This window comes from Flavobacterium faecale (genome assembly GCF_003076455.1).
Taxonomy (GTDB): Bacteria; Bacteroidota; Bacteroidia; order Flavobacteriales; family Flavobacteriaceae; genus Flavobacterium; species Flavobacterium faecale.
This window is the reverse complement of the sequence record NZ_CP020918.1, coordinates 2,350,188-2,377,040: the sequence shown is the minus strand read 5'-3', so window position 1 is coordinate 2,377,040 and position 26,853 is coordinate 2,350,188. Positions and strand designations below refer to the sequence as shown.

Below are 26,853 nucleotides of genomic sequence, written 5' to 3'. Positions count from 1 at the left end.
AGTTTAAAAGAGGATTTAACACATAGAAGCATAGAAAAAAAGAGTTCATAGTTCAACAAGTTGAATTCGCATAGCACTATGTTAACTATGAGAGTAAAATGACTTTAACGCAAACTGAAAATCTATGAATCTATGTGTTTAAAAAAATTGAATTCATATAACGCTATGATACCTATGGGAGTAAAACGCCTTCAATGCAAACTAAAATCCATGAATATATGTGCTTGAAAAACAAACACATACCTTTAAAAATTGAATAAACATAGCGCTATGCTCCCTATGAAAGTAAAACGCCTTCAACGCAAACTAAAATCTATAAATCTATGTGTTTAAAAAACCAAACACACAGTTTATAAAAAATTTAAATCATGACAAATACACCACATACCACCCCAGATACAGAAAGAGACCCGCACGGATTTGAAAAATACATGTTGGAACTATCCAACCTCACCAAAGTCTACCCTACTCCAAATGGTGATTTTGTGGTACTTGAGAACTTGAATTTAAAAATAAAAGAAGGCGAATTTGTTTCGATCATCGGGCATTCGGGTTGTGGAAAAACAACATTACTTTCGATGATTGCTGGCTTGAATCCGATTACAAAAGGAGAAATCATCTTAGACGGAACCCCTATTTCGGGTCCTGGACCAGACCGTGGCGTGATTTTTCAGTCGCCAAGTTTATTGCCTTGGATGAGTGCTATGGAAAATGTGCAGTTGGGTGTAGACAAAGTTTTTGCAAATGCAACCAAAAAACAACGTCAAGACATTTGTAAATACTACCTCAGTAAAGTAGGCCTCGACGGCGCATTCGATAAAAAAGCAAAAGACCTCTCACAAGGAATGAAACAACGTGTTGGAATCGCAAGAGCTTTGGCACTAAAGCCTCAAGTTTTACTTTTGGACGAACCCTTCGGAATGCTAGATTCACTAACTAGAGGCGAATTGCAAGATGTTTTGCTCGAAGTTTTGGACAAAGAAAAAACTACCGGAATCATGATTACGCACGATGTTGACGAATCTATTTTCTTGGCCGATCGCGTGATTATGATGACCTCGGGTCCACGTGCACAAATTGGAGATATACTTGACATAACCTACAGCCGCCCCCGTAATCGAAAGGCTATTTTGGAACATGAAACCTATTATAAAAATAGAGAACATTTAATCAATTTCTTAGAACATTAAAAGTTCCCCCAAAAATTTAGTAAATTTAAATAACCGAACAGGCCTCGTTTTCTTGTTCGGTTTTTTTGTGCAACACTTAAATTAAATGCAAAATGAATTTATATTTTAATCCTAGATCTTCCAACATAATTCCGATACAATATAAAAATAGTACAGCGCTCCCGATGCTTCTGAATCAAGAGGACAAAACGTCCTCTTTTTTTTTTAAGCCGTAAATAAGCTGGTTTCATTGTGTTGTCCTTCACATTATTGCATCCTTGCCCTACCCACAAACTAGTTTTTGCAGCAGGTAATTTTTGACTACCGGCAAAATACCAAGCAGGCGGACCTCGCTAGTCAAACAGCAAAATAGTGTGCAAATTGCCCGTTTTACAGCATTGACATTTTCTGATTTTCGATTCTTTGGCTACTTTTATTTGGGGTTTCACCTTTAGTTTTTCTTGTAAAATCTTTAGTTTCTCTCGCTTCCAAATCCTATCTTGATTTTTCGGGATGTTAATCAAAAACCGTAAAATCTTGTTTTCACAAAACTCTTAAGTAAAATAGTTTCCTCCAAACTAGAGAAAAACAGTTGATTGCGCAGTGTTCCTGTGATATGTCACACACTTAAATATACAACTTTTCTTTCGATTACATTAATTATTTAGTTATATTTGAGTAAACAAACGGAGGTTTTTTCACAGATTTTCGTTAGCAAACATATTATGACAGCACGAAAAATATTTATATTAACATTCACGTTTTTCATTTCGCTTTGTAATGGTCAAATGCGCGACAGACTTCATTATGATGACTTAAAAAGACAAAAATTAAATGGTAAGGTGAATGCAATAGAATATAGGGAATATGAAGTGTCCCAAATGATCGATTCAAGCTATATTTATAAATTAAACTTTGAACCATTCGTTAATTGCCATATTGATTTTACATTTAATAAAAATGGATATTTAATTAACAAAAAAGAATATTATACGAATAATGAATTGACAGTAAAAGCTGAAGAATGGAGTTATGAATATAATAAGAGAGATGTAATAAAAAACGAACAAAAAATATCTTTTAAATATCCAGACACAACTACTTGGAAATATAGTTCTCCTAATAAAGAAACTGTAATTATAGAACAAAAAGGTAGAATGCTCGGAACTCTTTTTTATAGTTATGTCCAAGAAAGCGAAAAGGAAAAACTATATACTAGACGTCCAGAAACATCTTTTAAAATAAGTTCTATATTTTATTATGATAAAAAAGGTAGGATTTATAAAAATGAAACTTACACTCATGACACAATATATTCAAAAAAAATCTATGAATATTTAGACTCAAAATCAAACAATATATCAAACGAAAAATATATTTATAATGAAACCCCTATCTTTTTTGAATCAAAAAAATACGATAAACAGAATAACGTTATAGTCAGTTACAACCAAGATAAAAAGTAATTCAATCTTTTGAATACATTTATGACAAAGAAAATAATTGGATTGAGAAAAAAACTTTTAATCGAATGGGAAAACTTGTAAAATTAGATAAAAGAAAAATCACATATTTCTAATAAATAAAACGTTTGCTAATAGCCATTTTGAGCTAACCCAATCGCGCAGATATGCATAATCCTTAGCGCAGGTATTTACCGGTGCCCGCAAACTGATACTTTTCGCAACGCATAGAAAATGCCTAATGAGTTAAATCACTCACTATCGTTAACGCAGATACCCGAGCAGAAACTAAAACAAATCAGAAAATATGCTTCCCATTGATTCCGAGTTTATCACTCTTTACATTTGTTACATTTTGTTACTTATTTATCTTATTCGAGGATTTATAATTAACAAAAAGAAAATTTTCAAAGTAAATCTTCTAATTTATATAATCTATTTCTCTTTTATGGTTTACATATTTTCTGATGAAGAAAATTTCAAATACGGAAACTCTCTAGCGATTTTGTTTTACGGAGGATTATTTTTATTTGCACACTTAATAATAATTGGAATTACAAAAACTGCCGAAATAATAATGCGCAAAAGACATCTCGATCGCGCAGATATACGGTAGCCTGAACACTCAGTCATTAAGTAGAATAGTTTCCTCCAAACTATATAAAAACAGTTGATTGCGCGGTGTTCCTGAAATATGTCACATACTTAATTATAAAACTTTTCTTTCGATTACATTAATTATTTACTTATATTTGAGGAAATGAACGGAGGTTTTTTTACAGACTGACGTTATGGGTAATACGATAAAAATTCCGTAGGAAAAGAACAATAATTTTTGCATTCATATTATTCAACACTTTAATAAATTATGGGCAAAAGGAACATTTAGAGCCCGCAAGCTTTTATGTTGGTGGTAGTTTAGAAAATTATTACAGAAACTTAAATACATATTTTTATGATGGATTGTCTGAAATTCCATTTGCAAGATTCATTGTTATTCCGTCGTTTTCAAAAGAATATGCCTTTTCAATCGAAAAGAAAAACGAAGAATATTTTGTGGTTTCTATTACTCCATCAGAAAGTTACTGGCGTGCTAAAAACAAAAAAAACGTGAAATTTGAAAGTAAAAAACTTAAAATCGATAAAAAATTTTACTCAAAAATCAGTCATTTATTCCAACTATTAGCTAAACAAACAAAAAGTTATGATAATGAAATTTATAGCACAGATGGTGAAACATATTATTTTATTACGGCTGACAATAATGGAAAAACTAAAACGGGAAAAATTTGGACACCAACCAATAATTCTTTAATGGGAAATTTAATAAAAATATCAAACAATTTATTTTCAATTGGAAATGGAAATTATATTTCAGTATCTGAAATAAATAGCGAAATTGACAAACTTGTAATTGAACTCGAAAAATAAGTACTACCCAAAACAGCAAAGATTTCGTCAGGCTCGAGAAACCAACACCCAATCGATAGCGAACTGACGAACTAATGAAACCGCGGTTGAACCCTTCGGTTATTGCTCATAACACGCTAAAAGCCCTACTTCCGCCACTATGGGGATATCGATAAACAAGTTTAGATGTTTAGGAAAAAAACTCCAACTTTTACCCAATTACAGCAAAAAACTGTGATTTCAAAATTGCTATTCTATACATCATAAAAAAAAATGAGCCCGACATAATATCGAGCTCACTTACCACAAACTACTTACTTAAAATGATAAAAATGCTGCGGTCTGCAGCCATTTTGCAGACCCTTACAAGCAATTTATTGTTCTTTTTTGGTCCAAGGTCCAAAATTTTTGTATGCTGGCCCTTTCAACTTTTGTCTTGCATCACCGTTTGTGGTAACAAGAACCAAATCTTTCTCTGAAGTATCTCTCGCCACTTGATAATTTTTGTAAGCAGGTCCTTTGAGATCTTGTTTATTGTTATCTGTATATATCTTCACAGGGACCGTTTCGTGCATCCAAGGTTTATAGTTTTTATACGCTGGACCTTTTAGCTCGTTCTGTCTTACATTACTTTTTTCTTGTGCAAAGGCACCTAGAGAAAAAAATAAAAATCCTAAAATCAGTAGTACTTTTTTCATAACCATTACTTTTATCGTTCCATACAAATTTAGGACGAGAAGTAGGCTTTTGGAAGTATGTGAATCTACCCAATCTGTATCCGTATTTATACGGATAGACTATTTTAACAGCTTTAAAGCAAATTCATTTCAGTAGCCTTTTTGATAAGTTCGGCGGTGTTTTTTACTTCTAATTTTTTTAAAATACTAGCACGATGGGTCTCTATCGTACGCGAACTCACAAACAGTTTGGCGGCAATTTCTTTGGTTGTTAATCCTGTAGAAATCAACCCTAAAACTTCTGTTTCTTTGTTGGACAATACATTTTCACTGATGCTTTGCGTTGCCATAAAATTGATCATTTTCTCGGAAATCTCGGCGCTAAAATATTTTTTACCTTTATACACCATGCGTATCGCCAAAATTAATTCTGATTCGTCAGTGTTTTTTAGTAGGTAACCAAAAGCACCCATCTTTGCACATTTGGCTATGTAATTTCCATCGTTATGCATCGAAATTACAATAGGTTTGATGTCTGATCCCAACGCTTGTAATTCTTTTAAAACCTGAAAACCATCCGTATTTGGCATAGTAATGTCTAGCAAAACAATATCTGCGTCAAAACTACTTTTTACTAATGTCAAAAACTCTGCTCCATCTGCAACAGTACTGACTATTTTTATATCATCATGTTTTTTAAGCAACTCTTCAAGTCCTTTTCGAAAAAGCTCATGATCATCAGCTATTATCACTTTTATTTCATTCATAATTCTATGGGTAATTCAATTTCAAAAGTTGTATTTCCTGGCTTAGCATCAATTATAATGCTACCATTGCAAATTTCAACTCGTTCTTTAATGTTACTAATTCCTAATCCTAATTTTACTGTCGCTGCATCAAAACCAATTCCGTCATCATAATAAAATAGCGAAATAAATTCTTCAAATTCTGACAGTGTAATTCGAATATTTTGCGCCTTCCCGTGCTTTAAAGTATTATTGATGAGCTCTTGACTCATTCGAAAAAGATTAATCGCTTGATGGTTGGTAATATTGGAACCTTCTTGCAAAGTCAAATCTTCAAATTCAATGGTCACCGGCGTCGACTTTTGCAGGCTTTCAATAAAATTTGTCAACGCTACACCCACTCCAAAATCATCTATTGAAGCTGGCATTAGGGCGTTTGACATCAACCGTATTTCTGAAATGGTGTCATCAACTATCTTTTTCATCTCTGTTTTTTTCGATTCGTCCACTACCCTATTTTCGATATAATGTTTCAGCGAGGTCAAATACGGTCCTACGCCATCGTGAAGCTCTCGCGATAAACGACGCCTTTCATTCTCCATGCCATTAACCAACATTCGTTTAGATAGTATTCTAGTATTTTCTTCGTTATTTCGGAATTCAATTAGCTTGTCTCTCATCGCTACCAAGCTTTTCCCCAAAAGATCATTAGAACTTTTAGGAGTATAATTGGTATTTAAATTCATCTTTCCAATAGCATCTGAAAATTGCACGGCACCTTGCAAAGACGCCTTTAAATTGGCCAAAGCATCAAACATTTCCTTTATTTCTTTCGAATTTTTTATAAACTCATTGGTTTGATTATAATCTCCTTCAGCCATAATTTTCAGGCTTTTTTGCATGTTCTTAATGGGATTGGTTATAAATCTTGTTAGAAAAAGAGACAACATTACAGCCAATAAAAAGATGACAAGAGTTAGTCCTACGAGTCTTTCTTTCAATTTATCCAAAGGCATTGTGACCTCATCGACATCAATTTCAGATAGAATAACCAATTTTAAATCTGAAATTTTGATAAGACTGTACACACTATACACCTCAACGCCTCTGTAATCTTCAAAAATGCCACGACCGTTTACATCCCTAAAAGCTTTTACAACTCCTTTTGTTTTTGCCCTTATGCCATAAGGAGTTTTGTTTGGATAAAAACGAGATTGAGAGCGCAGTCGAAAATCTTGGCCCACGAGGTAGGACTCACCACTATTCCCCATTCCGGTGCGCTCGAGCAAAATAGTTTTTATTTTATTATAATCTAAAATTTTGACAACCGTCCCATTTTCGGATGATGAGACAAACCCTAAGGTTGTAGTTTTAGTTGGATTGTAAGCTGTAAAATCATGGATTCCGTTCCTGTTTTTAATACTGTCCGGCAGTTTCAGTAGCTTAGCTTCATCTGTTTTATAACTTGATTTAGTACTTTCAAACCGCTCCCATTCTGATTGCAAAAGGTGCTCAATTTGATTTTTCTTGAGTGTCTTGATTGAATTGAGCTGCAACAAAACACGATCATTCAAAACAGTCGAAAACTCATTGTACGACGAAATAGCCAAAAGCGCAATCACCAACGCGATCAAACTATTAATGATAATGAGGATTAATGTTTTGATGTTCATTACAATTTGTATTTTTTTTTATAAAAATAGCTGATTTAAATTATAAATAGAAACCAACTGCATTTTATTACAAATCAACATTAAATTATAACACTTTTAAATCCGTTTTTAAATCCTTCGATAATCAATTTACTAGAACTCTTTCGAATATTTAGCTGCACACATTCGATTTTGAACGTGCTTACCTTTCGATTCAATAATCACCACTATCATTACAATTTCATGTCATTTTTCTGCAATTTCATTCCTTATAATAGTTTGTCACTATTTTTAAAAACCTATTTTTACAAATCACATGAAATGATCGAGCATCATTTATAAAAATAAAACAAAAAATATGAATCAGATAATCCTTAAATACTATAGGGTTTTTAGTCATAAATTATGGTTTAAGCCCTTGTTATTTTGCTTATTCTCTGTTGCAGCAGCGCTATTTGCACGTTTGGCAGATGGTTTTGGATTCAGTGAACTTGTTCCTGATATCAAAGCAGATTCGATTGAAGGACTTTTAGACACCATCGCCAATACCATGTTGGTGATTTCAATATTCGCAGTTGGTTCCATGGTTTCTGCTTTTACCTCCGCAAGTAATAATGCTACTCCCAGATCCTTTAAGATTATCGTTACAGATGATGTTTCCCTGAATGCTTTAGCTGTATTTATTGGTGCCTTCATCTTTAGTATTGTGGCTACAATTGCACTAAACAACGGGTATTATGGCAAAACAGGACGCTTTGTATTGTTTGTTGTTACCATCTTATTTTTTACCGTGGTGATCCTGACGTTCTTGCATTGGGTGGACAAGATTTCTCGCTTAGGTCGATTGGAGAACACTATCTCTCAAGTTGAAAACGTTGCCACCCAATCACTAGAAGCGTACATACAACATCCTACTCTAAAGGCGATGCCTATTATTGGCGAGTTCCCAAATGGTCAAAGTATTCTTGCGCAGGATATTGGATATGTTCAGAAAATTGATTTGGATGCGCTTCAAAAAATCGCAGTAGAACACGAATTAAAAATTAGAATAAACTGCCTTCCAGGTGCTTTTGTGAATAAACATTCTACGATTGCATGGATCCAATCATCGCAGAATCCACTTAGCGCTCCTATTACTCAAAAAATTGCTGAAACCCTGCAGATAGGTAGCACAAGACTTTATAATCATGATCCAAGATTTGGTTTGATAGCCCTATCTGAAATTGCTAGTAGAGCCTTGTCACCCGGAATTAACGATCCCGGCACGGCTATTCAAATTGTGGGTTGCCATGAACGATTGTTCTTTTTATGGAATAAGTCAAACAAAAATAGTCATATTGAAAAAACAGTTTACGACCGTATTGAAGTACCAAAAATTGCAATGGATGACTTTTTTGAAGATGCTTTTAGACCTATCGCACGAGATGGTGCCGGTACGATCGAATTGATGTTGCGATTGCAAAAAACATTCACCGCACTACACACCATTAATCAAACAGATATCAAGGAAGCAGCGATGCGAAACTCAGCCGAAGCACTCCAAAGAGCCCAAATTGCATTGGATTTTGAAAAAGATATTGAAACTTTGAAACAGCATTGCTTATTTAACGAATAGATAGAGTATAATGGCATCTATTTTAAAAAACGGATCAAACCTTTAAAATCTATTTTTAAATTTTCGAATAAACGATGCTCCTTTGAACTTGTTTCATTCAATAGAGAACATTTAAATCGATAGTTCTCTCAAGAAAAATTGCTATTCTAATTCCCTTAGTCATTAGAAAGAGAACCTTAACGGAGCCTTTACATTCTTACCGTCTAAAATTTTTCATTGGCTCAAAGATTTTGGCTACTTTTGGATGCGCTAAAAAAGAAAACAGAAATGACATCATTATACGTAAACTGGGATATAAATTCGGAGATTGTAAATATTTATGGCTTCCCATTAAAATACTACGGACTCTTATTTGCAACCGGACTGGTTTTGTGCATGTTTATCCTGAAAGGCATTTTTAAAGATGAAAATCTAGACAAAGACGCTCACGAATCATTATTCTTATACGGAATTGTTGGGATTTTTGTGGGAGCACGATTAGGGCATTGCCTTTTTTATGACTTTGATTACTTTTCGCAACACCTTATAGAAATCGTTTTACCGATTCAGAAGAACAGTAGCGGAACTTACCACTTCATAGGATATGCAGGTTTAGCCAGTCATGGCGGTACCGTAGGATTGATTTTCTCCCTTTATTTGTACTCCAAAAAATTCAAAATTAAATACCTGACTATTCTGGATCTTATTGCTATCGTCGCTCCATTGGGCGCTACTTTTATTCGATTGGCCAATTTAATGAACTCAGAAATGATTGGAAATCCAACAACGATGCCGTGGGCTTTCGTTTTTAAACAAATAGATTCAATACCTAGACATCCAACTCAATTGTACGAGGCTGTCACCTACTTCATCATTTTTATAGTAGTGTTTTCGATCTATAAAAGCGACAAATTTCAAATGGGGAATGGCTTTTATTTTGGACTATCGGTCACTTTGATCTTTATCATGCGTATTTTAATCGAATTCTTAAAAATCAATCAATCCGATTTTGAAGAAGGTATGTCATTAAATATGGGGCAATTACTAAGTATTCCGTTTATTATTATTGGGCTATTTTTTGTTATTCGAAATTTAAAAAAGACTACTTAGTTCGAAAGTTATGCTGTTCGAAAATAAGGAAAGTCGTGACTAGACATTATACTCTTACCATTCGAATATCAATCTCTCTTTCTACGTATTTCCATTCTTCAGATTTACGCATAATTCCTAGCAATTCATTGAATGCAGGTTCGTCCTCGGGAGCAAATTCGAACCAAGTCAAAAAATCAAAAGGCTCATTTATATCTCTCGAATGAAAGAGCTGACGGGCAATGGCTGGTAAGTATTTCATACCATGATGCATGTGCTTAGATTGTTTTTCCATGACGTCTCTTCGCTCGTCTTGGGCTAGACTCCACCATGCTTCACTTTTTTTAATCGGAATCAAAGCGGCATAAGTTGCTTTTTTTCGACCAAGATCAGGCTGCTTGGCTTCGAGTTGTACTTTCTCTTCTTTTTGGGTATAACGCAAATTACTAATGGTACCTTTTAATGACCACAACCCTTCAAATCGATTCAGTAACGAACTCTGAATCTTATCGATATGTGTCACTTTCGGCAAGGAATCTCCTGCCAATGTGGTTGTCTTTAGCACCTTCCAATCTCCTGTTTTTCCGCCTATAAAGTCAAAAATAATATTGTTCATGTTGTTGTTTTTTTGAATAGCCTTCTACTCAATTAGTGTTATCTCGTTTGTTACCTAAATATACTTTTCTATTGTTAAACCGTACCCTATTTATTACATTAAAAACCTTGCTTTTTGGCAGGTTTTAGAATATTCGAATAGTAAAAAATAGGTTTCTATATCATTGCAGCAGTTGCTCATGGTTCAAAAATCAATACATTTCTTCAGTTTAGCCATAGTATTTGTCATTACCTCAATAAATCATGCTACGTACTAGGAATTCATAATTTTTAGTAAAAATAGAAAAAAAAGACATAGAACTACGTATTTATACGTAAAAATACGTATTTTTACAACATCAAAATAGATAAGACTACGTTTTAGTAACAACAAAGTAAATCAGCAATGCAAAATTCAGAAATAAAAACAACCTGTTCCTATTGTGGTGTAGGATGTGGAATAATTGTCACCAAGGATTCTAATAATGGAATAAGCGTAAAAGGAGACAAAGATCACCCAGTAAACAGAGGAATGCTTTGTTCTAAAGGAATGAATTTGCACTATGTTGCTAATGATGTTTCTGATCGAATTTTGTATCCCGAAATGCGTTGGAGCAAATCACACCCGCTCGAGAGAGTAAATTGGGACGAAGCACTTGATCGTGCTGCCGCTGTATTTGCTTCGATCATTAAAAAACACGGTCCCGATAGTGTTGGATTTTATGTCTCTGGTCAATGTTTGACAGAGGAATACTATCTGGTCAACAAACTAGTCAAAGGTTTTTTGAAAACAAATAATATTGACACCAACTCCCGACTGTGCATGAGTTCTGCAGTGGTGGGATACAAAAAAACGTTTGGCGAAGATTCTGTGCCTATCTCTTATGATGATATTGAGCTAGCCGATACGTTTTTAATCACTGGTGCAAATCCTGCTTGGTGCCACCCGATTCTTTTTAGGAGAATTGAGCAACACAAAGAGAAAAATCCCAAAACAAAAATTATAGTCGTAGATCCTCGCAAAACAGATTCAGCCCTAACAGCCGATTTGCATTTGCAAATTTTACCTGGATCTGATATTTACTTGTACCATGCCATTGCAAAATGCCTGATCGACAAAGGATATATTGATAATGACTTTATAATAAATCATACCGAAAACTACGCAGCCTACAAAAATATGGTTGTCGGAACCTCATTAGAAAAAGCTTCTCAATTGTGCGGAATTCCTATTAGCGAAATCAAACAAGCGGCTGAAATTATTGCGAAAGCCAAAGGTTTCATCTCCATGTGGGCCATGGGACTTAACCAAAGTGCCATTGGTGTAGATAAAAATACTGCTTTGCTAAATCTTTCATTAATTACGGGACATGTAGGTAAACCAGGCTCTGGACCTTTTTCACTCACGGGCCAACCCAATGCAATGGGCGGTCGTGAAGTTGGTGGTATGGCCAATTTACTGGCAGTACACAAAGAACTGGCAAACCCTGAACACCGCCAAGAAGTAGCCGATTTTTGGGGCGTAGATTCCATATCTGAAAAACCAGGCTTGACGGCTACCGAAATGTTTGATGCATTAGAATCGGGCAAGATGAAAGCGGTTTGGATCATTTGTACCAATCCTCTCGTGAGCATGCCTGATGTACGCAGGGTAGAAAAAGCCTTAGCGAATGCCAAATTTGTTGTGGTTCAAGATATCTCACACAAGTCTGATACGGCAAAGTACGCCGATCTACTGCTGCCTGCTGCTGGATGGTTGGAAAAAGAAGGTACAATGACCAACTCTGAAAGGAGAATATCTTATTTACCTAAAGGAATCAATCCTCCTGGTGAAGCACTTTCGGATATCGAAATCCTAATTCGCTTTGCAAAAAAAATGAATTTCAATGGTTTCAATTATAATTCTGCCGAAGATATTTACAAGGAATATTGTGCTTTAACCAAAAATACCAAGATTGATATTTCGTTCCTAAATTATACGCGTCTTAAAAATGAAGGTACTTTCCAATGGCCCGTTCCAGATTATGGACACCCCGGAACAGCACGATTATTTACAGACAAAAAGTTTTATACTCCATCTCAAAAAGCGATTTTTAACTTACCAACTTCCATAGATAATACCTCTGAGCAACCCACAGACAAACATCCATTTATCTTGACCACGGGTCGTATTCGAGACCAATGGCACACGATGACCAAAACAGGAAAAGTATCTCGATTGCTATCTCATATTCCGAGTCCAACACTCGAAATAAACCCCATTGATGCTTTCAAAACCGGAATAGAAGATGGTAATATTGTGGTTGTTTCAAGTGAGAACGGAGAAGTTCGTGTCAAAGCCAAAGTCACTGACACTATCAAAGAAGGTGTAGTTTTCTTGCCGATGCATTGGGGTAAACAATTGGACAATGATCTTAATAGAGCCAATAATCTGACCAATACAGTGGTGGATCCGATCTCAAAAGAGCCCGATTTTAAATTCACAACAGTTGCAGTAGTTAAATACGAAAAACCTTTTGAAAAAATTGCCGTTGTAGGTGCAGGAGCAGCCGCTTTTAGATTTATTCAAAACTACCGTGAGATCAATACCACGGATGAAATAATTGTGTTTTCGAACGAAGAAAATCCTTTTTACAACCGTGTTCTTTTACCCGAGTATGTTACAGACGAACTCTCGTGGGAGAGCCTACAAAAAATAAAGGCTGACTCATTGAGTAAACTAAATATTACAATGAAGTCGGGTGTTTCTATCGAAAGTATCAATAAAACGGACAACCTTATTACCGACAGCAAAGGCATTGTACATACGTATGACTCGCTTATTCTAGCCACGGGTAGTCGACCTTTTGTTCCTGAAAATGCACAATTGCACCTCCCAGGCCGTTTTACTATGCGTCGAAAAGAAGATGCCGACCGTCTCAAAAATTATTTGGATGGAACCAAATTAAAATCTGAAGAGCAACATGTGGTTATTGTTGGTGGTGGTTTATTAGGACTAGAATTGGCCGCTGCACTTAAACACAAAAAAGTAAAAATCACCATTATTCAGCGTGCCTCTCGATTGATGGAGAGACAACTGGATCGCGTTTCTTGCAAATTATTGGCCGAAGAAGTACAACTGAGAGACATTCAAATTTATTTTGACAATGAAGTCAGCACTGTTTTCGATACTGATAATGATAATGAACTAGAAATTGGCCTTAAAAGTGGACGTATCCTTACTGCCAATGCTATCGTGTATACCATTGGAACGATTCCGAATATAGAAATTGCCAAGGAAACCGGTGTAGCTTGTGGTCGTGGCGTTAAGGTAAACCAATACTTGCAATCCTCTCAACCAAATATTTTTGCCATTGGCGAAATTGCAGAGTTCAACAATCAGCTGTTCGGAATCACATCTGCCGCAGAGGAACAAGCGGATATTTTGGCTAACTTTATCGGAGGCGATATTAGCAGTTACTACAAAGGTTCTGTTTTAATGAATATTTTAAAACTCGAAGACATCAACCTTTGCAGCATTGGTCAAATTGATTTCCCAGAAAATGATGATTCCTATGAAGAAATAGTCTTTACCGACTTGAAGAAAAGGTATTATAAAAAATGTGTGGTTCGAAATGATCTGCTCGTAGGCGCCATTTTGATGGGAGACAAAAATGAATTTGCCGAATTCAAAACCATGATCGAAAGCAAAATCGAATTGTCTGACAAACGAGAAATGCTACTGCGAGGGAGCGGCTCACAAGCAAAGCCCGTAATTGGTAAGCTCGTGTGCTCTTGCAGCCAAGTAGGAAGCGGAAATATTGAAGAAGCTATAAAAAGCGGTTGCACCAATTTTACCGAATTGTGCAAAACCACTGGCGCAGGTCTTGGATGCGGGAGTTGCAAAACCGAAGTGAAAGAGATTTTATCTAAAATTAAATAATTTCCGTTATAACTGCTTTTAAGCAATGGATTAGCAGCAATAATGGATGCAAAAATAACCACTGATACTATTGATTTGTAAAGTGTATCGCTTTCTTATTCGAAAAAAATCAGTAATCAAAAAATAAAAAAAACGAGTCGTACTCAAAGTGCCTCGTTTAACATACTATTTGAGACCAATAACAATTAGTGTTGCAGGTTTTGTTCGCCATCCTTAGTTTTTTTATTCGAAAGAAAAAAATTGGTAGCATGGCATTCGATTCAAACAAAAACTAGCACACTCTAAAGTAGAAAAAAATGGAATTAACACGATTGATAGTAAAAGGAGGCGTTTTATCACCTAGTGAATTAAAAGAAATCGCAAATATGGCCTTAGAACAAGGACTTGATACCATCTCTTTTGGGTCCAGACAAGACATTATTTTTCCTAAAGGTTTCCAATCTTTACCACCAGAAAAAGCGGGCAAACATCATTTTGTTCTGCCAAATGAAACTAGCGGAAACAATATTGTATCCTCCTACGTTTCTTCTGACTTATTGCGTGATACGCCATGGCTCACTGGAAACAAATTACTTTATATATTAGAACAATTCAAAGAGCAACCTGATCTAAAGGTCAATATAACCGATCCAAAGCAGCAATTGGTCCCTTTGTTTACTGGCCACATCAATTTTATTGCTTCTGAGCATGAAGATTACTGGTTCCTATACGTACGCCTACCCAAGTGGGAACGCATGGAGGTCTATCCTGTATTGATTTACACTTGGGATATTGCCACTATTTATTACGAAATAGAAAAAGTTGTACGCCAAGAGTCATGTGGTATCGACATGATTTTTAGCTTAGTTAGCGAAGCTTTAGACTCCAATAATAGAACAATAGATGCGCCGTTGCATGTTCCGTTTTATCCTTTCCCTTATTACGAAGGGATGAACCGACTCGGAATCGACCAATATTGGCTAGGATTGTACTGGAGAAACAATCAATATGACCTTAAATTTTTACAGGAATTATGCGATTTGTGTTTCGAATGTAAAATCGGTAAAATATGCATCACACCCTGGAAATCATTTATTGTAAAAGGGATTCCGAAAGATAAAAAGTTAGAATGGGAAAAATTTCTTGGTAAAAACGGAATCAATGTCCGCCACTCTTTGTTGGAGTTGAACTGGCATTTACCGGTGGCTACAGAATGGGCTTTGAATCTAAAAACGTTCCTTGTGCGTACCCTTGATCAATTTGATATCAGTACCTACGGACTTACCTTTGGAATTGCAGATTACAATCGTGATGGGCATTACTTCACTTCGATAGTTGTCGAAAAAAACCAATTGCCCAAAGAACTGGAATCTATCAAAATACGTGATACCTTCAATGTTTTGTATGCCAAAAATTTCGATGCCAATAGTCGCGAGTACATTGTACACGCACAAGATGTTGATAAACTAGAACTGCCTAACATTTTGATCGAACTTAGTAAAAAATATTTTGATCAATTGGGGAATACTATTCTTGACAGCACTACCGAAAGCAAGATTCCTAAAAAAGAAGTAATGGTTCAAGATGTGTACCAATGTCAAGACTGCTTGACGGTTTACAACTCAAAATATGGTGATTTACACCAAGATATTCCTGTTGGAACACTGTTTGAGGACTTGCCTGCTGACTATTGTTGCTCACTTTGCGAAGCGCCAAAAAATAATTTCATAGCTTTGAGCACAGAAACACAAGAAATACAATAATCTAAGAACGAATACATGAATACTACTTTCAAAACAGTTACCTCATCTCACATTACGATATCCGAATTAATGCTGCCATCACATACCAATTTTAGTGGTAAAATTCACGGAGGTTATATTCTTTCCCTTATGGACCAGATTGCTTTTGCTTGTGCGTCTAAGTTTTGTGGTAACTATTGCGTAACGGCTTCTGTAGATACCGTAAACTTTTTGATGCCAATAGAAGTTGGCGAATTAGTAAGCATGAAAGCCAGCGTGAATTATGTAGGGAGAACCTCCATGATCGTAGGTATACGTGTCGAGGCCGAAAATATTCAAACAGGAGTCATAAAACACTGTAATTCGTCTTACTTTACAATGGTTTCCAAAGATAGCGAAGGAAAGACATCACTCGTTCCTGGTTTGATTTTGACCACTTTGAAAGAGGTAAGTCGTTTTCAAAACTGTTTGAGACAAATCGAAATGAAAAAATTGAAAGAAGAGCAAAAAAATGTAGCCACTTTTGGCTCTATTGATTCTATCTTAAACTCAAACAAATACAATATTAAAGTAGAGTTACAGTAAAATTCAAAAACATAAAAAACCAATCCCATTCAATACGAATGGGATTTTTTTATGGTTGAAAGCAAAAAAAAACAGCTAAAAGCTGTTTTTTTTTTATAATCTATTTTAAAGTTCAATTTAGAAACTTAAGTTTTGGTAAACAAATTCGTCTTCTAGGTTTTCAATTTCTAAGTAATCTGTCAGTTTCGAAATATTTCCTACTACTTCGCCAATTACGATAATCGCTGGGGAGGATATTTGCTGGTCTTTAACCAAATTCAAAATCGTGCTCATGGTACCAATTACTTTCTTTTGATCAGCACGCGTACCATTTTGAATAATTCCTATCGGCAAATCATCCGTTCTATTTTCGTTATAAACGGCTACTATTTCGTTTAACTTATGCATCCCCATCAAGATCACTACTGTCGCCGCAGATTGTGAAGCAAGTATCACATCTTTAGACAATTTATGATCTGAGGTTGTACCTGTAATCACCCAAAAGCTTTCAGCTACTTTGCGTTGCGTCAAACTTATCCCGTTTAATGCCGGTACCCCCATAGAAGATGAAATACCAGGAACAATCGCTGTTTCTAGTCCGTTTTCATGAGCAAATTCAATTTCCTCACTTCCACGACCAAAGATAAAAGGATCACCACCTTTCAAACGTACTACATGCCCATGTTGCTGCGCCAAGGCAACAATTAGTTCATTGATTTGGTCTTGGCTATAAGCATGGCACCCTAAGCGCTTGCCTACAAAAACAATTTCTGCATTGCTTGCGTATTGCAATAAATCTTCATTAACCAAAGCATCATATAAAACTACATCTGCAGCTTCAAGTGCTTTTATTGCTTTTACAGTAATTAACTCTACATCTCCAGGTCCTGCACCTACTATCGTTAATTTTGGTGTATTTGATTTATTCATTTTTTCTTCCTTTAATAATTCGAAAATAACTTTGGATTCCCTCACCCAATGGTTTAAAAATTTGAACATGTTATCTTCTAAATTAAATTATCACTACTTAGTTACGCAAAAATACTTATACAAATATAAGTATTAATACGTAATCATAAGTAACAAAAATAATTTAATTTAAGTATTTGAGTAGCTTTCGCTGGCTACACATTTTTATTTTAACTTCATTCTGATAGGTAAACCGCTAATTACATCCAATTACTTTAGCAATAATTCCCTTTCGAACCTGCTTTACTAAGTGGAGCGAGTTAACTGCTATTTTTTTGCGGCCACTATTTTTATTTAAATTCGTTTAACGATTTTTCGATAATAGCCAAACATTCTACAATCTGCGCCTCAGTAATTACCAATGGTGGCGCCAAACGAATTTTGTTTCCGTGTGTCGGTTTCGCCAACAAACCATTGTCTCTAAATTTTAGGCAGATATTCCAGGCCAAATCTGACTCTTCATCACAATCAATTACAATCGCATTCAACAAACCTTTTCCGCGTACAAGTGTGATCAATGAGTTGCTGGCTGCAATTTTATTCAGTCCGTCTCTCAATATCACTCCCAAACGTTCTGCGTTTTCGGCTAGTTTTTCTTCTTTTACAACCTCTAGTGCCGCAATGGCTACAGCGGCTGCAACAGGATTACCTCCAAAAGTAGATCCGTGTTGTCCTGGTTTGATCACATTCATAATCGCATCATTGGCCAAAACTGCCGAAACTGGATATACACCACCCGAAATTGCTTTTCCCAAAATCAATATATCTGCTTTTACTTCTGGTTTGTTTTCACAACCGTCTGTACAACTGCAGTTCCCACAAGTTGCCAATAATCGTCCTGTACGTGCTATCCCTGTTTGTACCTCATCTGCAATAAACAATACATTGTGCTTTTCGCAAAGTGCTTTTGCTTTCGCTAAATAACCTTCCGTTGGTACGTATACGCCTGCTTCACCTTGAATAGGTTCTACCAAAAATCCTGCAATATTTGATGATGAAGACAAAACTTCCTCTAATGCTGCAATGTCATCGTAAGGGATTTTTATAAATCCTTCGGTAAACGGACCAAAACTCTTGCGAGCACCTTCATCATTCGAAAACGAAATAATTGTTGTCGTTCTACCGTGAAAATTATTTTCACAAACTACAATTTGTGCTTGATTCTCAGCTATTCCTTTTACCTCATAAGCCCATTTTCTACACAATTTCAAAGCAGTTTCTACCGCTTCTGCACCTGTATTCATTGGTAATACTTTGTCAAATCCAAAATATTTGGTAATGTATTCTTCATAAACACCCAATTGGTCGTTGTGAAAAGCTCTTGAAGTCAAGGTCAACGTTTGCGCTTGTTTCACCATAGCACCAACAATTTTAGGATGACAGTGCCCTTGATTCACTGCTGAATAAGCAGATAAAAAATCAAAATACTGTTTTCCATCAACATCCCAAACGTATACTCCTTCTCCTCTATCCAATACTACGGGTAACGGATGGTAATTGTGAGCACCGTATTTATTTTCTTTAGCAATTAAAGATTCTGATTTCGAAGATAGTTCGCCTTGAAATTGTTGCATATTTTATTGTATTGTTAGTTAAGACACAAAAATAACGCTTTAGTTTGAGTTTTGATCGTAAAAAATAGCCAAAAGCGAATATAAATTCGATAACAATCTATTCAAATCTGCCTTTTTAAGTAACAATTCACTACCAATATGTTCAAAAAATAGAAATATAATGTACATTCGCAGTTCAAAAACAAACAATACTGATCGTTACGTCAATGGTAGCGGACTCGTTTTCAATAAAATACCACCACAATAAAACACTATTATTCATCTCCCCTATTCTTTTTAGAAATGAAAAAAACTATTCTTTTTATCACCGCTGCCTTGGCTGTTTCTTGTGCCAATACCAAGTCCATAGATGCAAATCCTGCCGATTTAGTAACAAAATACAGCAAGACCATAACAGAATCTGAATTAAAAGACCACTTATACACTGTTGCCTCAGACGCAATGCAAGGGCGCGAAACAGGTTCGGAAGGACAAAAAGCAGCTGGGCAATATTTGATTGGTCACTACAAAAAGAATAATATCGTAGCCGCTGACAACACTACCAATTATTTACAGGCAGTTCCATCCTCTGCATTAAAAACGCGAAAAGGAGATCTATTAGCACCCTCTGAAAACATTGCAGCTTTTATCAAAGGATCTGAAAAACCAGAGGAAGTCATTGTTATCTCAGCGCATTACGACCATATCGGAATCAAAGACGGAAAAATATTTAACGGTGCCGATGATGATGGTTCAGGAACGGTGGCTTTGCTAGAAATTGCACAAGCTTTTAAGATCGCTCAAAAAGAAGGGCATGGTCCAAAAAGATCTATTCTATTCTTGCATGTAACGGGTGAAGAACACGGACTTTTGGGTTCGAAATATTATTCTGAACATCCTTTGTATCCACTAAAAAATACCGTTAGTGACATTAACATTGATATGATTGGCCGTCGTGATGTTGAGCATGTTGCAAGCAATAACTACGTGTATGTAATTGGTGCCGAAAGACTCTCAACTGATTTACTTAACATAGTAGTCGCTGCTAACGAAAAAACAACCAAACTAGATTTAGACTTTAGATATACAGCAACAAATGACCCCAACCATTTTTACGAACGTTCAGACCATTACAATTTTGCAAAATTTGGAATTCCATCTGTTTTCTTTTTCAATGGTGTACATGCAGACTACCACCGAAGCACTGACACTGTAGAAAAAATAGAGTTTGATGCCTTAACCAAAAGAACAAAACTTGCCTTTGCTGTTGCGTGGGAACTTGCCAATCGTGAAAACAGAATTACTATAGATAAAAAATAGATATCGAATTCGAGATACGATAATCACAAAACCTAAAAAAGCCACTAATGATTACAATTAGTGGCTTTTTCTATTTATTTTTCCTTGGTTATTTTTTTCCAAACTTCCAATCAAATTCATCTTTTTGATTGATAATCGCTCCGATTTCAAATTTCACCACCTCATCAAATTCAGTCTGAAAAATAATCCAGTTTTCTTCGTTGAAGTAATTTTCAAAAGTATCAAACTCTTCTTGTGTAAACTTAGTGATGCTTTTTTTAGCTAAATCCTTTTTTACATCAGCAATTTTTTTTCCGATGATTTTACTACCTGACAAATCCAAATCAAGGCTAGACCCAACGATGTACCCTAACTTAAACTCCTCGTCTTTATAAAACGTAAGACGCATTTTTAAGTCATTATAAACCAAAATTAAATTCTCGTCTTCGTCTTTATATTCTTTTGTAGGCTTACCGTATAAGGCCACTACATCTTTTTGTTTCATTCCAAAAAGCAATTTATCAATCCCGTTCTTTAGGTTTATTTTCATTTTACTTTATATAATTTCTAGTTCAATCTTTTTAAAATATAGCGTAAGCTATTACTTTGCTTTCTACTTAGGTTTAATTTGCTTCTTTGATCATCAAGTCAGTATCGTAATACAAGATAAAAACACCTTTGTTGGTGTATCCGCCATCTGCTTTACGGTAATATTCAAATTTATTATCCACTTGCTTTGTTGCTACTGCGTTTACGGTTTGTTCAAACTTCACATCTTGCACCAAACGCATCATCGTGTCAAAGGTCACATCAAACCCACGTGTTGCATACACACCTGGGAAAATATTATTGGTATTTTTGAAATTTCGATCAAAAACCATTCCCTCAGGGCTTATGTTCTCACGCGTTACAGAAGGATACATTAATTTCAATTTTACCAAATTATCTATTTTAATTTCTTCAAAATTCAAGGTATCGTTTGGTTCTAAAATAACCAACTGAACTTGGTAGTCTTTCATCACATTCAACATCATCGAAATCGTGGTTTTGATCATCCAAGTATTTCCTGTCTCCATCACGACATAATTCATTCGACCTTTGACCAAAAGACTTTTAAAGCTTTCTACAGATACACTACCTCGATCGGTAAAAGCTACAAAGGGTACACTTTTTTGATTTGATTTTAGATACTCAATAATAGATGTTTTCTTTTTGTCTACAACAGCCATAATGTTTCCTCCTTGTGCACGCATGTAATCAAACATGGTGTTTTTCACCGTATCAGGCGACGGAATCGTTTGGTACAAATTACGCATTGGGTTCCCTACATCTTTGGAAAGTGGCGAAATTACAGGTGTATTGGTCGTTGCCAACAATTGAGCAGCAATCTCTGCATTACTTTGGTAGAAGGGTCCAATGATGGCATTGGCAGTTTGCAAATTGTGTTCTGCTATAATTTTTGGCACATCTGAGCCATTTTTATTCTCTTCAGAATCATAAATTTCGATATCAATTGGCAATCCTAATACTTTGGCCGAATCAATAGCGACCAACGCACCAGCATAGAAGTCCATCGTCATGTTCAAGAATTTATCCTTCTTCAATCGTGCGGTAGTAGAGTTGTTAAAATCATTTTCTACATGCGGAATATTAAACGGCAACAAAAGCACCAAACGTTTGCGACGTCCTTCTGCAATTATTTTGGTCAAAGAACCAAATTCTTTTTTACTTTGAAAAGTAGCAATCGAGTTTGCAGGAACCTTTAAACTCATCCCAATATTCACTCCGTTTTGCAAATCAGGATTCAGTACAATTAATTCTTCCTGAGTTATATTAAACTTTTTAGATAAGCTGTACATCGTTTCTTGCGGCTTCACCTCATAAGTCGTGAATTCCGCCATTGGCTTTGGCGTATTCCAAGAGGACAGTGCAGTATTCTCTGTTTTTACACCATAAGTTGGAGCCGCTACTACCTCTTTCGGGCGTGAACCTTTGATCAACAAATTATACCCAATGGTTAGATTCGGAATAATTTCTGGATTTTTAGTTTCCAATTCAGCGATCGAGATGCCGTATTGTTTTGCAATAGAATATTTAGTTTCCTTCGGTAACACTTCGTGAAAAACTGGTTTTACCGGTGCAATTGCAGCCGTCGTTTTCACAGGTGCTTTACCACTGTTTTTAGCAGGAACAAGCAAAACTTGACCAATCTGCACACCATCAGTAGCCAAAAACGGATTGGCAGCAATCAATTCTTCTGCACTTAGGTTGTACATTTTACAAATTCCGTACATTGTTTCTTTCGGCAACACCTCGTGTGAGGTCGTTTTCAATACCATTTTACTAGGTGCAGCTGTGGCAGTTACAGCCGTTTTTGCAACAGGCTTTTCAGTAGCCGCTTTCACAGTTGGTTTGTTACCCGTTTTATTCGGAATCAACAAAACCATATTGGGCTGAATACCGTGTTGTGCATCTGGATTAAGCTGGTAGATATCATAAGGCGTAACTTGGTACTTTTTGGCAATTTGTATCACCGTTTCGCTCGCTACCACTTTATGCATAATGGCTTTCCCTTGAGCAAAACCAGTACTTACCGCCAAAAACAAACTTAGAGTTAAGGTAAAAATGTACTTCATTATTTATTTTTATAGAAATTATATTTTCAAAGATAACAAAACGGTACCAAATTTTATTCCAAAAATTTGATACCGTTTATATATTTATTCCAATAAACTACTGTTTACTATTCCCATTCAATCGTTGCTGGTGGTTTAGACGAGATGTCATACACCACTCTATTCACACCTTTTACTTTGTTGATAATGTCGTTTGACACCTTCATCAAGAAATCATAAGGCAAGTGTACCCAGTCCGCCGTCATTCCGTCAGTAGACTCTACTGCGCGCAAGGCAACCACTTTTTCATACGTACGCTCATCACCCATAACCCCAACGCTATTCACTGGAAGCAAAATCGCTCCAGCTTGCCAAACTTTGTCATACAATCCCCAAGATTTTAATCCGTCGATAAAAACTTTATCTACATCTTGCAAGATTTGTACTTTCTCTAGTGTGATATCACCCAAAATACGAATCGATAACCCAGGACCAGGAAAAGGATGTCTTCCTAACAATTCAGGATCAATTCCTAAACTTGCTCCTACTCTACGCACTTCATCTTTAAAAAGCATACGCAAAGGCTCCACAATTTTCAGTTTCATATAATCAGGTAAACCTCCTACGTTGTGGTGTGATTTAATCGTAGCCGAAGGTCCTTTTACAGACACCGACTCAATTACATCAGGATAAATCGTTCCTTGGGCCAACCAAGTTACATCTTCGATAAGGTGAGACTCTGCATCAAAAACTTCGATAAAAGCATTTCCGATTGCTTTTCTTTTCAATTCAGGATCTGTAACTCCAGCCAAAGCAGTATAAAAACGTTGAGAAGCATCTACTCCTTTTACGTTTAAGCCCATTCCTTCGTATTGATCCAGTACACTTTGAAATTCGTTTTTACGAAGCAAACCGTTATTTACAAAAATACAGTACAAGTTTTTTCCAATCGCTTGGTGCAATAATACTGCCGCAACAGTAGAATCTACTCCACCCGAAAGTCCCAAAACTACTTTGTCATTCCCCACTTTTTCTTTCAACTCAGCCACCATCTCTTCAACAAAAGCAGTTGGTGTAAAGTTTTGAGGTACTTCGGCAATTTTCACCAAGAAGTTCTCCAACATTTTTCCACCTTCAGTAGAGTGAAAAACCTCTGGATGGTACTGAATCGCATAAGTCGTTTCCCCTTCAATTTTGTAAGCCGCAAACTCCACATCGTGCGTACTTGCAAGTTTAACTCCATTGGTTGGTAACGCCTTGATACTATCGCTATGACTCATCCAAACTTGACTGTTTGGCGTAATCCCTTCAAAGAAAACTTCGTCCTCCTTAATATAAGACAAATTCGCTCTACCATACTCTCTTGTGTTCGATGCCGCAACTTCGCCACCCGAAAAGTGAGCCAAATATTGCGCCCCGTAACACACGGCAAGCATAGGCAATTTGCCTCGTATTTGCGACAAATCTGGGTGTGGCGCATCTTCTCCGCGTACAGAGAAAGGGCTACCTCCCAAAATTACAGCTTTATAACTGGACAAATCATCTGGAAAATGATTGTAAGGAAAAATTTCGCAGAATATATTTAATTCGCGAACTCTACGCGCAATCAGCTGAGTGTATTGCGATCCGAAATCTAAAATAAGTACGTTGTGTTGCATGACCGCAAAATTACTTTTAAAATTTGGATTGTAAAAACGGAATTTAATTTTTTTTCATTCTCTCAAAAACGGAATTATTGCACCTACAAAAAGAGTGATTTGGGCGTGCCAGCACTATAAAAAGGGGCTGAAAGTAGTTTGCAGTCACAAAGCCCCTTTCTATAGTACTGTCGGGTGATACGCGCTACTTCGGTAGCTAGCTTCTCCCCCTCACGCGAGATTGAGGAAAACAGAATTTCATTTTTTCACGAGAAATTTGCAGCAAACAAAAAGTTACTTTGATGATTTGTAAGAAAAAAAATAATATCTTTAAAACATCAAAACAAGTTAGCATGAAGTGGTCAGCAAATGTAATAAAACACAAAAGCGAAAGCAGAATCGCCGTTTATTTCCAAAAAAACACAGAACTCATCACACGTATCAAGCAAATTCAGGGCGCTAGATGGAGTTCCTCATTAGTAGCTTGGCATCTTCCCGATACCGCAGAAAACAGAATTCGATTTAAAATTGAAGGTAATAAAGGAAAATCGGCATTATCCCAAATTCAAACAGAAAATCAAATTGCCTTAAAACGTTTTATTGAACAGATACAACTAATGGGTTACAGCAGTGCAACCTTAAAAACCTATCGCAATGAATTTGGTATTTACCTATGTTACTTGAACCAAACGCAGGCACAAACTTGTACAATAGAAGACATACGCAACTATATTTTGTATTGCATCAATGAGGTGAAACTATCCGAGTCAACCATACACAGTCGCATAAATGCTATTAAATTTTATTATGAAAAAGTTCTTAGACAAGAACGTTTTTTGATTGAATTGCCACGTCCAAAAATGCCCATAAAACTCCCCAAAGTTATAGCTCCAGCCGATATCAAAAAATTATTCAACGCTACCCCAAATATCAAACACAACACCATGCTAAAACTTTGTTACGGTCTTGGATTAAGAGTATCTGAAATTGTAAAACTAAAAATAACCGATATAGACAGTAAATCGATGCAGGTATTTATAGAAAGAGCCAAAGGCAAAAAAGACCGATATGTGAATTTACCCGAGAGTATTTTGGGGCAACTCCGCTCCTATTTTATCGAATACAAACCACAAATATATTTATTTGAAGGGCAATATGGTGGTCAATATAGTGTACGCAGTGCACAACAGGTCTTTAAAAATGCCATGCTAAAAGCAAAAATAAACAAAACTGTAGGAATACATAGTTTGCGACATAGCTACGCCACACATTTATTGGAGCAAGGCACCGACATCCGATTCATACAAGAACTTTTGGGACACAAGGATATTAAAACAACTTTACTCTATACCGAAGTGACTGACAAAAATTTAAGAAAAATAACTAGCCCTTTGGACAATCTCTAATACAATTTTTCCTATTTTTGGAAAATGAACGCAAACTTGAATTTGACAACATGAAAAAACGCAATGCGTTTTTTCATGTTGTCAGAATTAAAAAGCTAAAAATCAATACTTTAAATATATTTCAATTAATAGAGTTGCGTATATTAAAGAGTTGTGCGTCAGCCTGTTGAAACAGATAGAATATAATATTAAATTAAACAAAATCATGTATAGAATTATAAACTTACTATTTCGTCTATTTTTAACATTCAATGCGACTTCATTAATTATAGTAGTTTATTTAGTCAAAAGTCAAATACTAATAAATCATTTTTGTGTATATATTTTTAATTTACCGCATTTTGTTTCTTACGCAATATATTTTGCTATACCAGTTCTTTTTACTTATTTAAGTTTATTTTTATCAACAAAACTAATTGACGAAAGCATAGAAATTGAAAATGGCATTTCAGCAATTAAGGAAATAGAACAAGCTAATAACGCTTATTTACCAAGTTATTTAGGCTATTTTTTCGTAGCATTAAGTGTACCGTATTGTGACACTTTAATTTTTGTTTTTGTGATTTTATTTTTGTTCACATTTCTATCACAAACTCTATATTTCAATCCATTGTTTCTGATTTTTGGATATCATTTTTATTATTTAACTACAGCTACAAACATAAAAATTTTCCTTATCTCAAGAAAAGAACTTAAAGACCCAAGGAAAATAAACCTTCCAAAACTTAAACGAATTAATGACTTCACTTTTATAGACCAAGAAAATTAAAAAT

20 protein-coding genes and 1 pseudogene are annotated in these 26,853 nt (G+C 35.6%); 11 read left to right on the top strand and 10 right to left on the bottom strand.

From position 1 onward, the window contains the following. Positions 1-431: 431 nt before the first annotated feature. Positions 432-1,190, top strand: a complete 759-nt coding sequence (locus FFWV33_RS10270; protein ID WP_245891729.1) for an ABC transporter ATP-binding protein — start codon at positions 432-434, stop codon at positions 1,188-1,190. 332 nt (positions 1,191-1,522) lie between these two features. Here the strand turns inward: FFWV33_RS10270 and FFWV33_RS19765 are convergent. Beyond that, positions 1,523-1,776: pseudogene (locus FFWV33_RS19765) on the bottom strand (IS91 family transposase); the annotation flags it as partial. 118 nt (positions 1,777-1,894) lie between these two features. Here FFWV33_RS19765 and FFWV33_RS10265 point away from each other — a divergent pair. Together FFWV33_RS10265 and FFWV33_RS10260 are read left to right on the top strand one after the other, a co-directional pair. Further along, positions 1,895-2,635, top strand: coding sequence for a hypothetical protein (locus FFWV33_RS10265; RefSeq protein WP_108740816.1), 741 nt, complete (start codon positions 1,895-1,897; stop codon positions 2,633-2,635). A 960-nt stretch (positions 2,636-3,595) separates the two neighbouring features. Continuing rightward, complete coding sequence (locus FFWV33_RS10260; protein WP_108740815.1) at positions 3,596-4,063, top strand: hypothetical protein; 468 nt, start codon at positions 3,596-3,598, stop codon at positions 4,061-4,063. A gap of 353 nt (positions 4,064-4,416) precedes the next feature. Here the strand turns inward: FFWV33_RS10260 and FFWV33_RS10255 are convergent, their stop codons facing one another. The 3 genes from FFWV33_RS10255 to FFWV33_RS10245 form a co-directional block, all read right to left on the bottom strand. Beyond that, complete coding sequence (locus FFWV33_RS10255) at positions 4,417-4,740, bottom strand: hypothetical protein (RefSeq protein ID WP_108742520.1); 324 nt, start codon at positions 4,738-4,740, stop codon at positions 4,417-4,419. Positions 4,741-4,853: 113 nt separating this feature from the next. After that, positions 4,854-5,486: a response regulator gene (locus FFWV33_RS10250; protein WP_108740814.1), complete on the bottom strand. Its 633-nt coding sequence runs from the start codon at positions 5,484-5,486 to the stop codon at positions 4,854-4,856. Further along, positions 5,483-7,138, bottom strand: coding sequence for a sensor histidine kinase (locus tag FFWV33_RS10245; RefSeq protein WP_108740813.1), 1,656 nt, complete (start codon positions 7,136-7,138; stop codon positions 5,483-5,485). The genes FFWV33_RS10250 and FFWV33_RS10245 overlap by 4 nt, the downstream gene beginning before the upstream one ends. A gap of 337 nt (positions 7,139-7,475) precedes the next feature. On the opposite strand from FFWV33_RS10245, the gene FFWV33_RS10240 reads away from it, so the two are divergent. Together FFWV33_RS10240 and lgt are read left to right on the top strand one after the other, a co-directional pair. Next, positions 7,476-8,732, top strand: coding sequence for a DUF2254 domain-containing protein (locus FFWV33_RS10240; RefSeq protein WP_108740812.1), 1,257 nt, complete (start codon positions 7,476-7,478; stop codon positions 8,730-8,732). A gap of 267 nt (positions 8,733-8,999) precedes the next feature. Further along, the gene (gene lgt, locus FFWV33_RS10235) at positions 9,000-9,821 is read left to right on the top strand and encodes a prolipoprotein diacylglyceryl transferase (RefSeq protein ID WP_108742519.1); all 822 of its coding nucleotides are present in this window, start codon (positions 9,000-9,002) and stop codon (positions 9,819-9,821) included. 46 nt (positions 9,822-9,867) lie between these two features. On the opposite strand, the gene FFWV33_RS10230 is transcribed toward lgt, so the two are convergent. Beyond that, a complete protein-coding gene (locus FFWV33_RS10230) occupies positions 9,868-10,416 on the bottom strand; it encodes a chlorite dismutase family protein (RefSeq protein ID WP_108740811.1) in 549 nt (182 codons plus the stop codon). Between the two features lie 384 nt (positions 10,417-10,800). On the opposite strand from FFWV33_RS10230, the gene FFWV33_RS10225 reads away from it, so the two are divergent. The 3 genes from FFWV33_RS10225 to FFWV33_RS10215 all read left to right on the top strand — a co-directional run bounded on the left by FFWV33_RS10225 (position 10,801) and on the right by FFWV33_RS10215 (position 16,622). Further along, complete coding sequence (locus tag FFWV33_RS10225; RefSeq protein WP_108740810.1) at positions 10,801-14,316, top strand: nitrate reductase; 3,516 nt, start codon at positions 10,801-10,803, stop codon at positions 14,314-14,316. A gap of 296 nt (positions 14,317-14,612) precedes the next feature. Further along, on the top strand, positions 14,613-16,058 hold the full coding sequence (locus tag FFWV33_RS10220; RefSeq protein WP_108740809.1) for a rubredoxin: 1,446 nt from the start codon (positions 14,613-14,615) through the stop codon (positions 16,056-16,058). 15 nt (positions 16,059-16,073) lie between these two features. Then, positions 16,074-16,622 (top strand): acyl-CoA thioesterase, encoded by a 549-nt coding sequence (locus FFWV33_RS10215; RefSeq protein WP_108740808.1) that lies wholly within the window; start codon positions 16,074-16,076, stop codon positions 16,620-16,622. 117 nt (positions 16,623-16,739) lie between these two features. Here the strand turns inward: FFWV33_RS10215 and cobA are convergent, their stop codons facing one another. Together cobA and rocD are read right to left on the bottom strand one after the other, a co-directional pair. Then, complete coding sequence (cobA, locus tag FFWV33_RS10210; RefSeq protein WP_108742518.1) at positions 16,740-17,531, bottom strand: uroporphyrinogen-III C-methyltransferase; 792 nt, start codon at positions 17,529-17,531, stop codon at positions 16,740-16,742. A gap of 329 nt (positions 17,532-17,860) precedes the next feature. Further along, positions 17,861-19,144 carry an ornithine--oxo-acid transaminase gene (rocD, locus tag FFWV33_RS10205; protein WP_108740807.1) on the bottom strand — a complete coding sequence of 428 codons (1,284 nt, stop codon included), beginning with the start codon at positions 19,142-19,144 and terminating at the stop codon, positions 17,861-17,863. A 282-nt stretch (positions 19,145-19,426) separates the two neighbouring features. Between rocD and FFWV33_RS10200 the strand changes: the two genes are divergently transcribed. Next, positions 19,427-20,443, top strand: coding sequence for a M28 family peptidase (locus FFWV33_RS10200; protein ID WP_108740806.1), 1,017 nt, complete (start codon positions 19,427-19,429; stop codon positions 20,441-20,443). 88 nt (positions 20,444-20,531) lie between these two features. On the opposite strand, the gene FFWV33_RS10195 is transcribed toward FFWV33_RS10200, so the two are convergent. The 3 genes from FFWV33_RS10195 to guaA all read right to left on the bottom strand — a co-directional run bounded on the left by FFWV33_RS10195 (position 20,532) and on the right by guaA (position 24,695). Continuing rightward, complete coding sequence (locus FFWV33_RS10195) at positions 20,532-20,972, bottom strand: hypothetical protein (RefSeq protein ID WP_108740805.1); 441 nt, start codon at positions 20,970-20,972, stop codon at positions 20,532-20,534. Positions 20,973-21,045: 73 nt separating this feature from the next. Then, complete coding sequence (locus FFWV33_RS10190) at positions 21,046-23,058, bottom strand: amino acid ABC transporter substrate-binding protein (RefSeq protein WP_108740804.1); 2,013 nt, start codon at positions 23,056-23,058, stop codon at positions 21,046-21,048. 107 nt (positions 23,059-23,165) lie between these two features. Then, positions 23,166-24,695: a glutamine-hydrolyzing GMP synthase gene (gene guaA / locus FFWV33_RS10185; protein WP_108740803.1), complete on the bottom strand. Its 1,530-nt coding sequence runs from the start codon at positions 24,693-24,695 to the stop codon at positions 23,166-23,168. Positions 24,696-25,027: 332 nt separating this feature from the next. On the opposite strand from guaA, the gene FFWV33_RS10180 reads away from it, so the two are divergent. Next, entirely contained in the window at positions 25,028-26,080 is a 1,053-nt protein-coding gene (locus FFWV33_RS10180) for a tyrosine-type recombinase/integrase (RefSeq protein WP_108742517.1), read from the top strand. A 205-nt stretch (positions 26,081-26,285) separates the two neighbouring features. Further along, positions 26,286-26,849 carry a hypothetical protein gene (locus FFWV33_RS10175; RefSeq protein WP_245891478.1) on the top strand — a complete coding sequence of 188 codons (564 nt, stop codon included), beginning with the start codon at positions 26,286-26,288 and terminating at the stop codon, positions 26,847-26,849. The last annotated feature ends 4 nt before the right edge of the window (positions 26,850-26,853 follow it).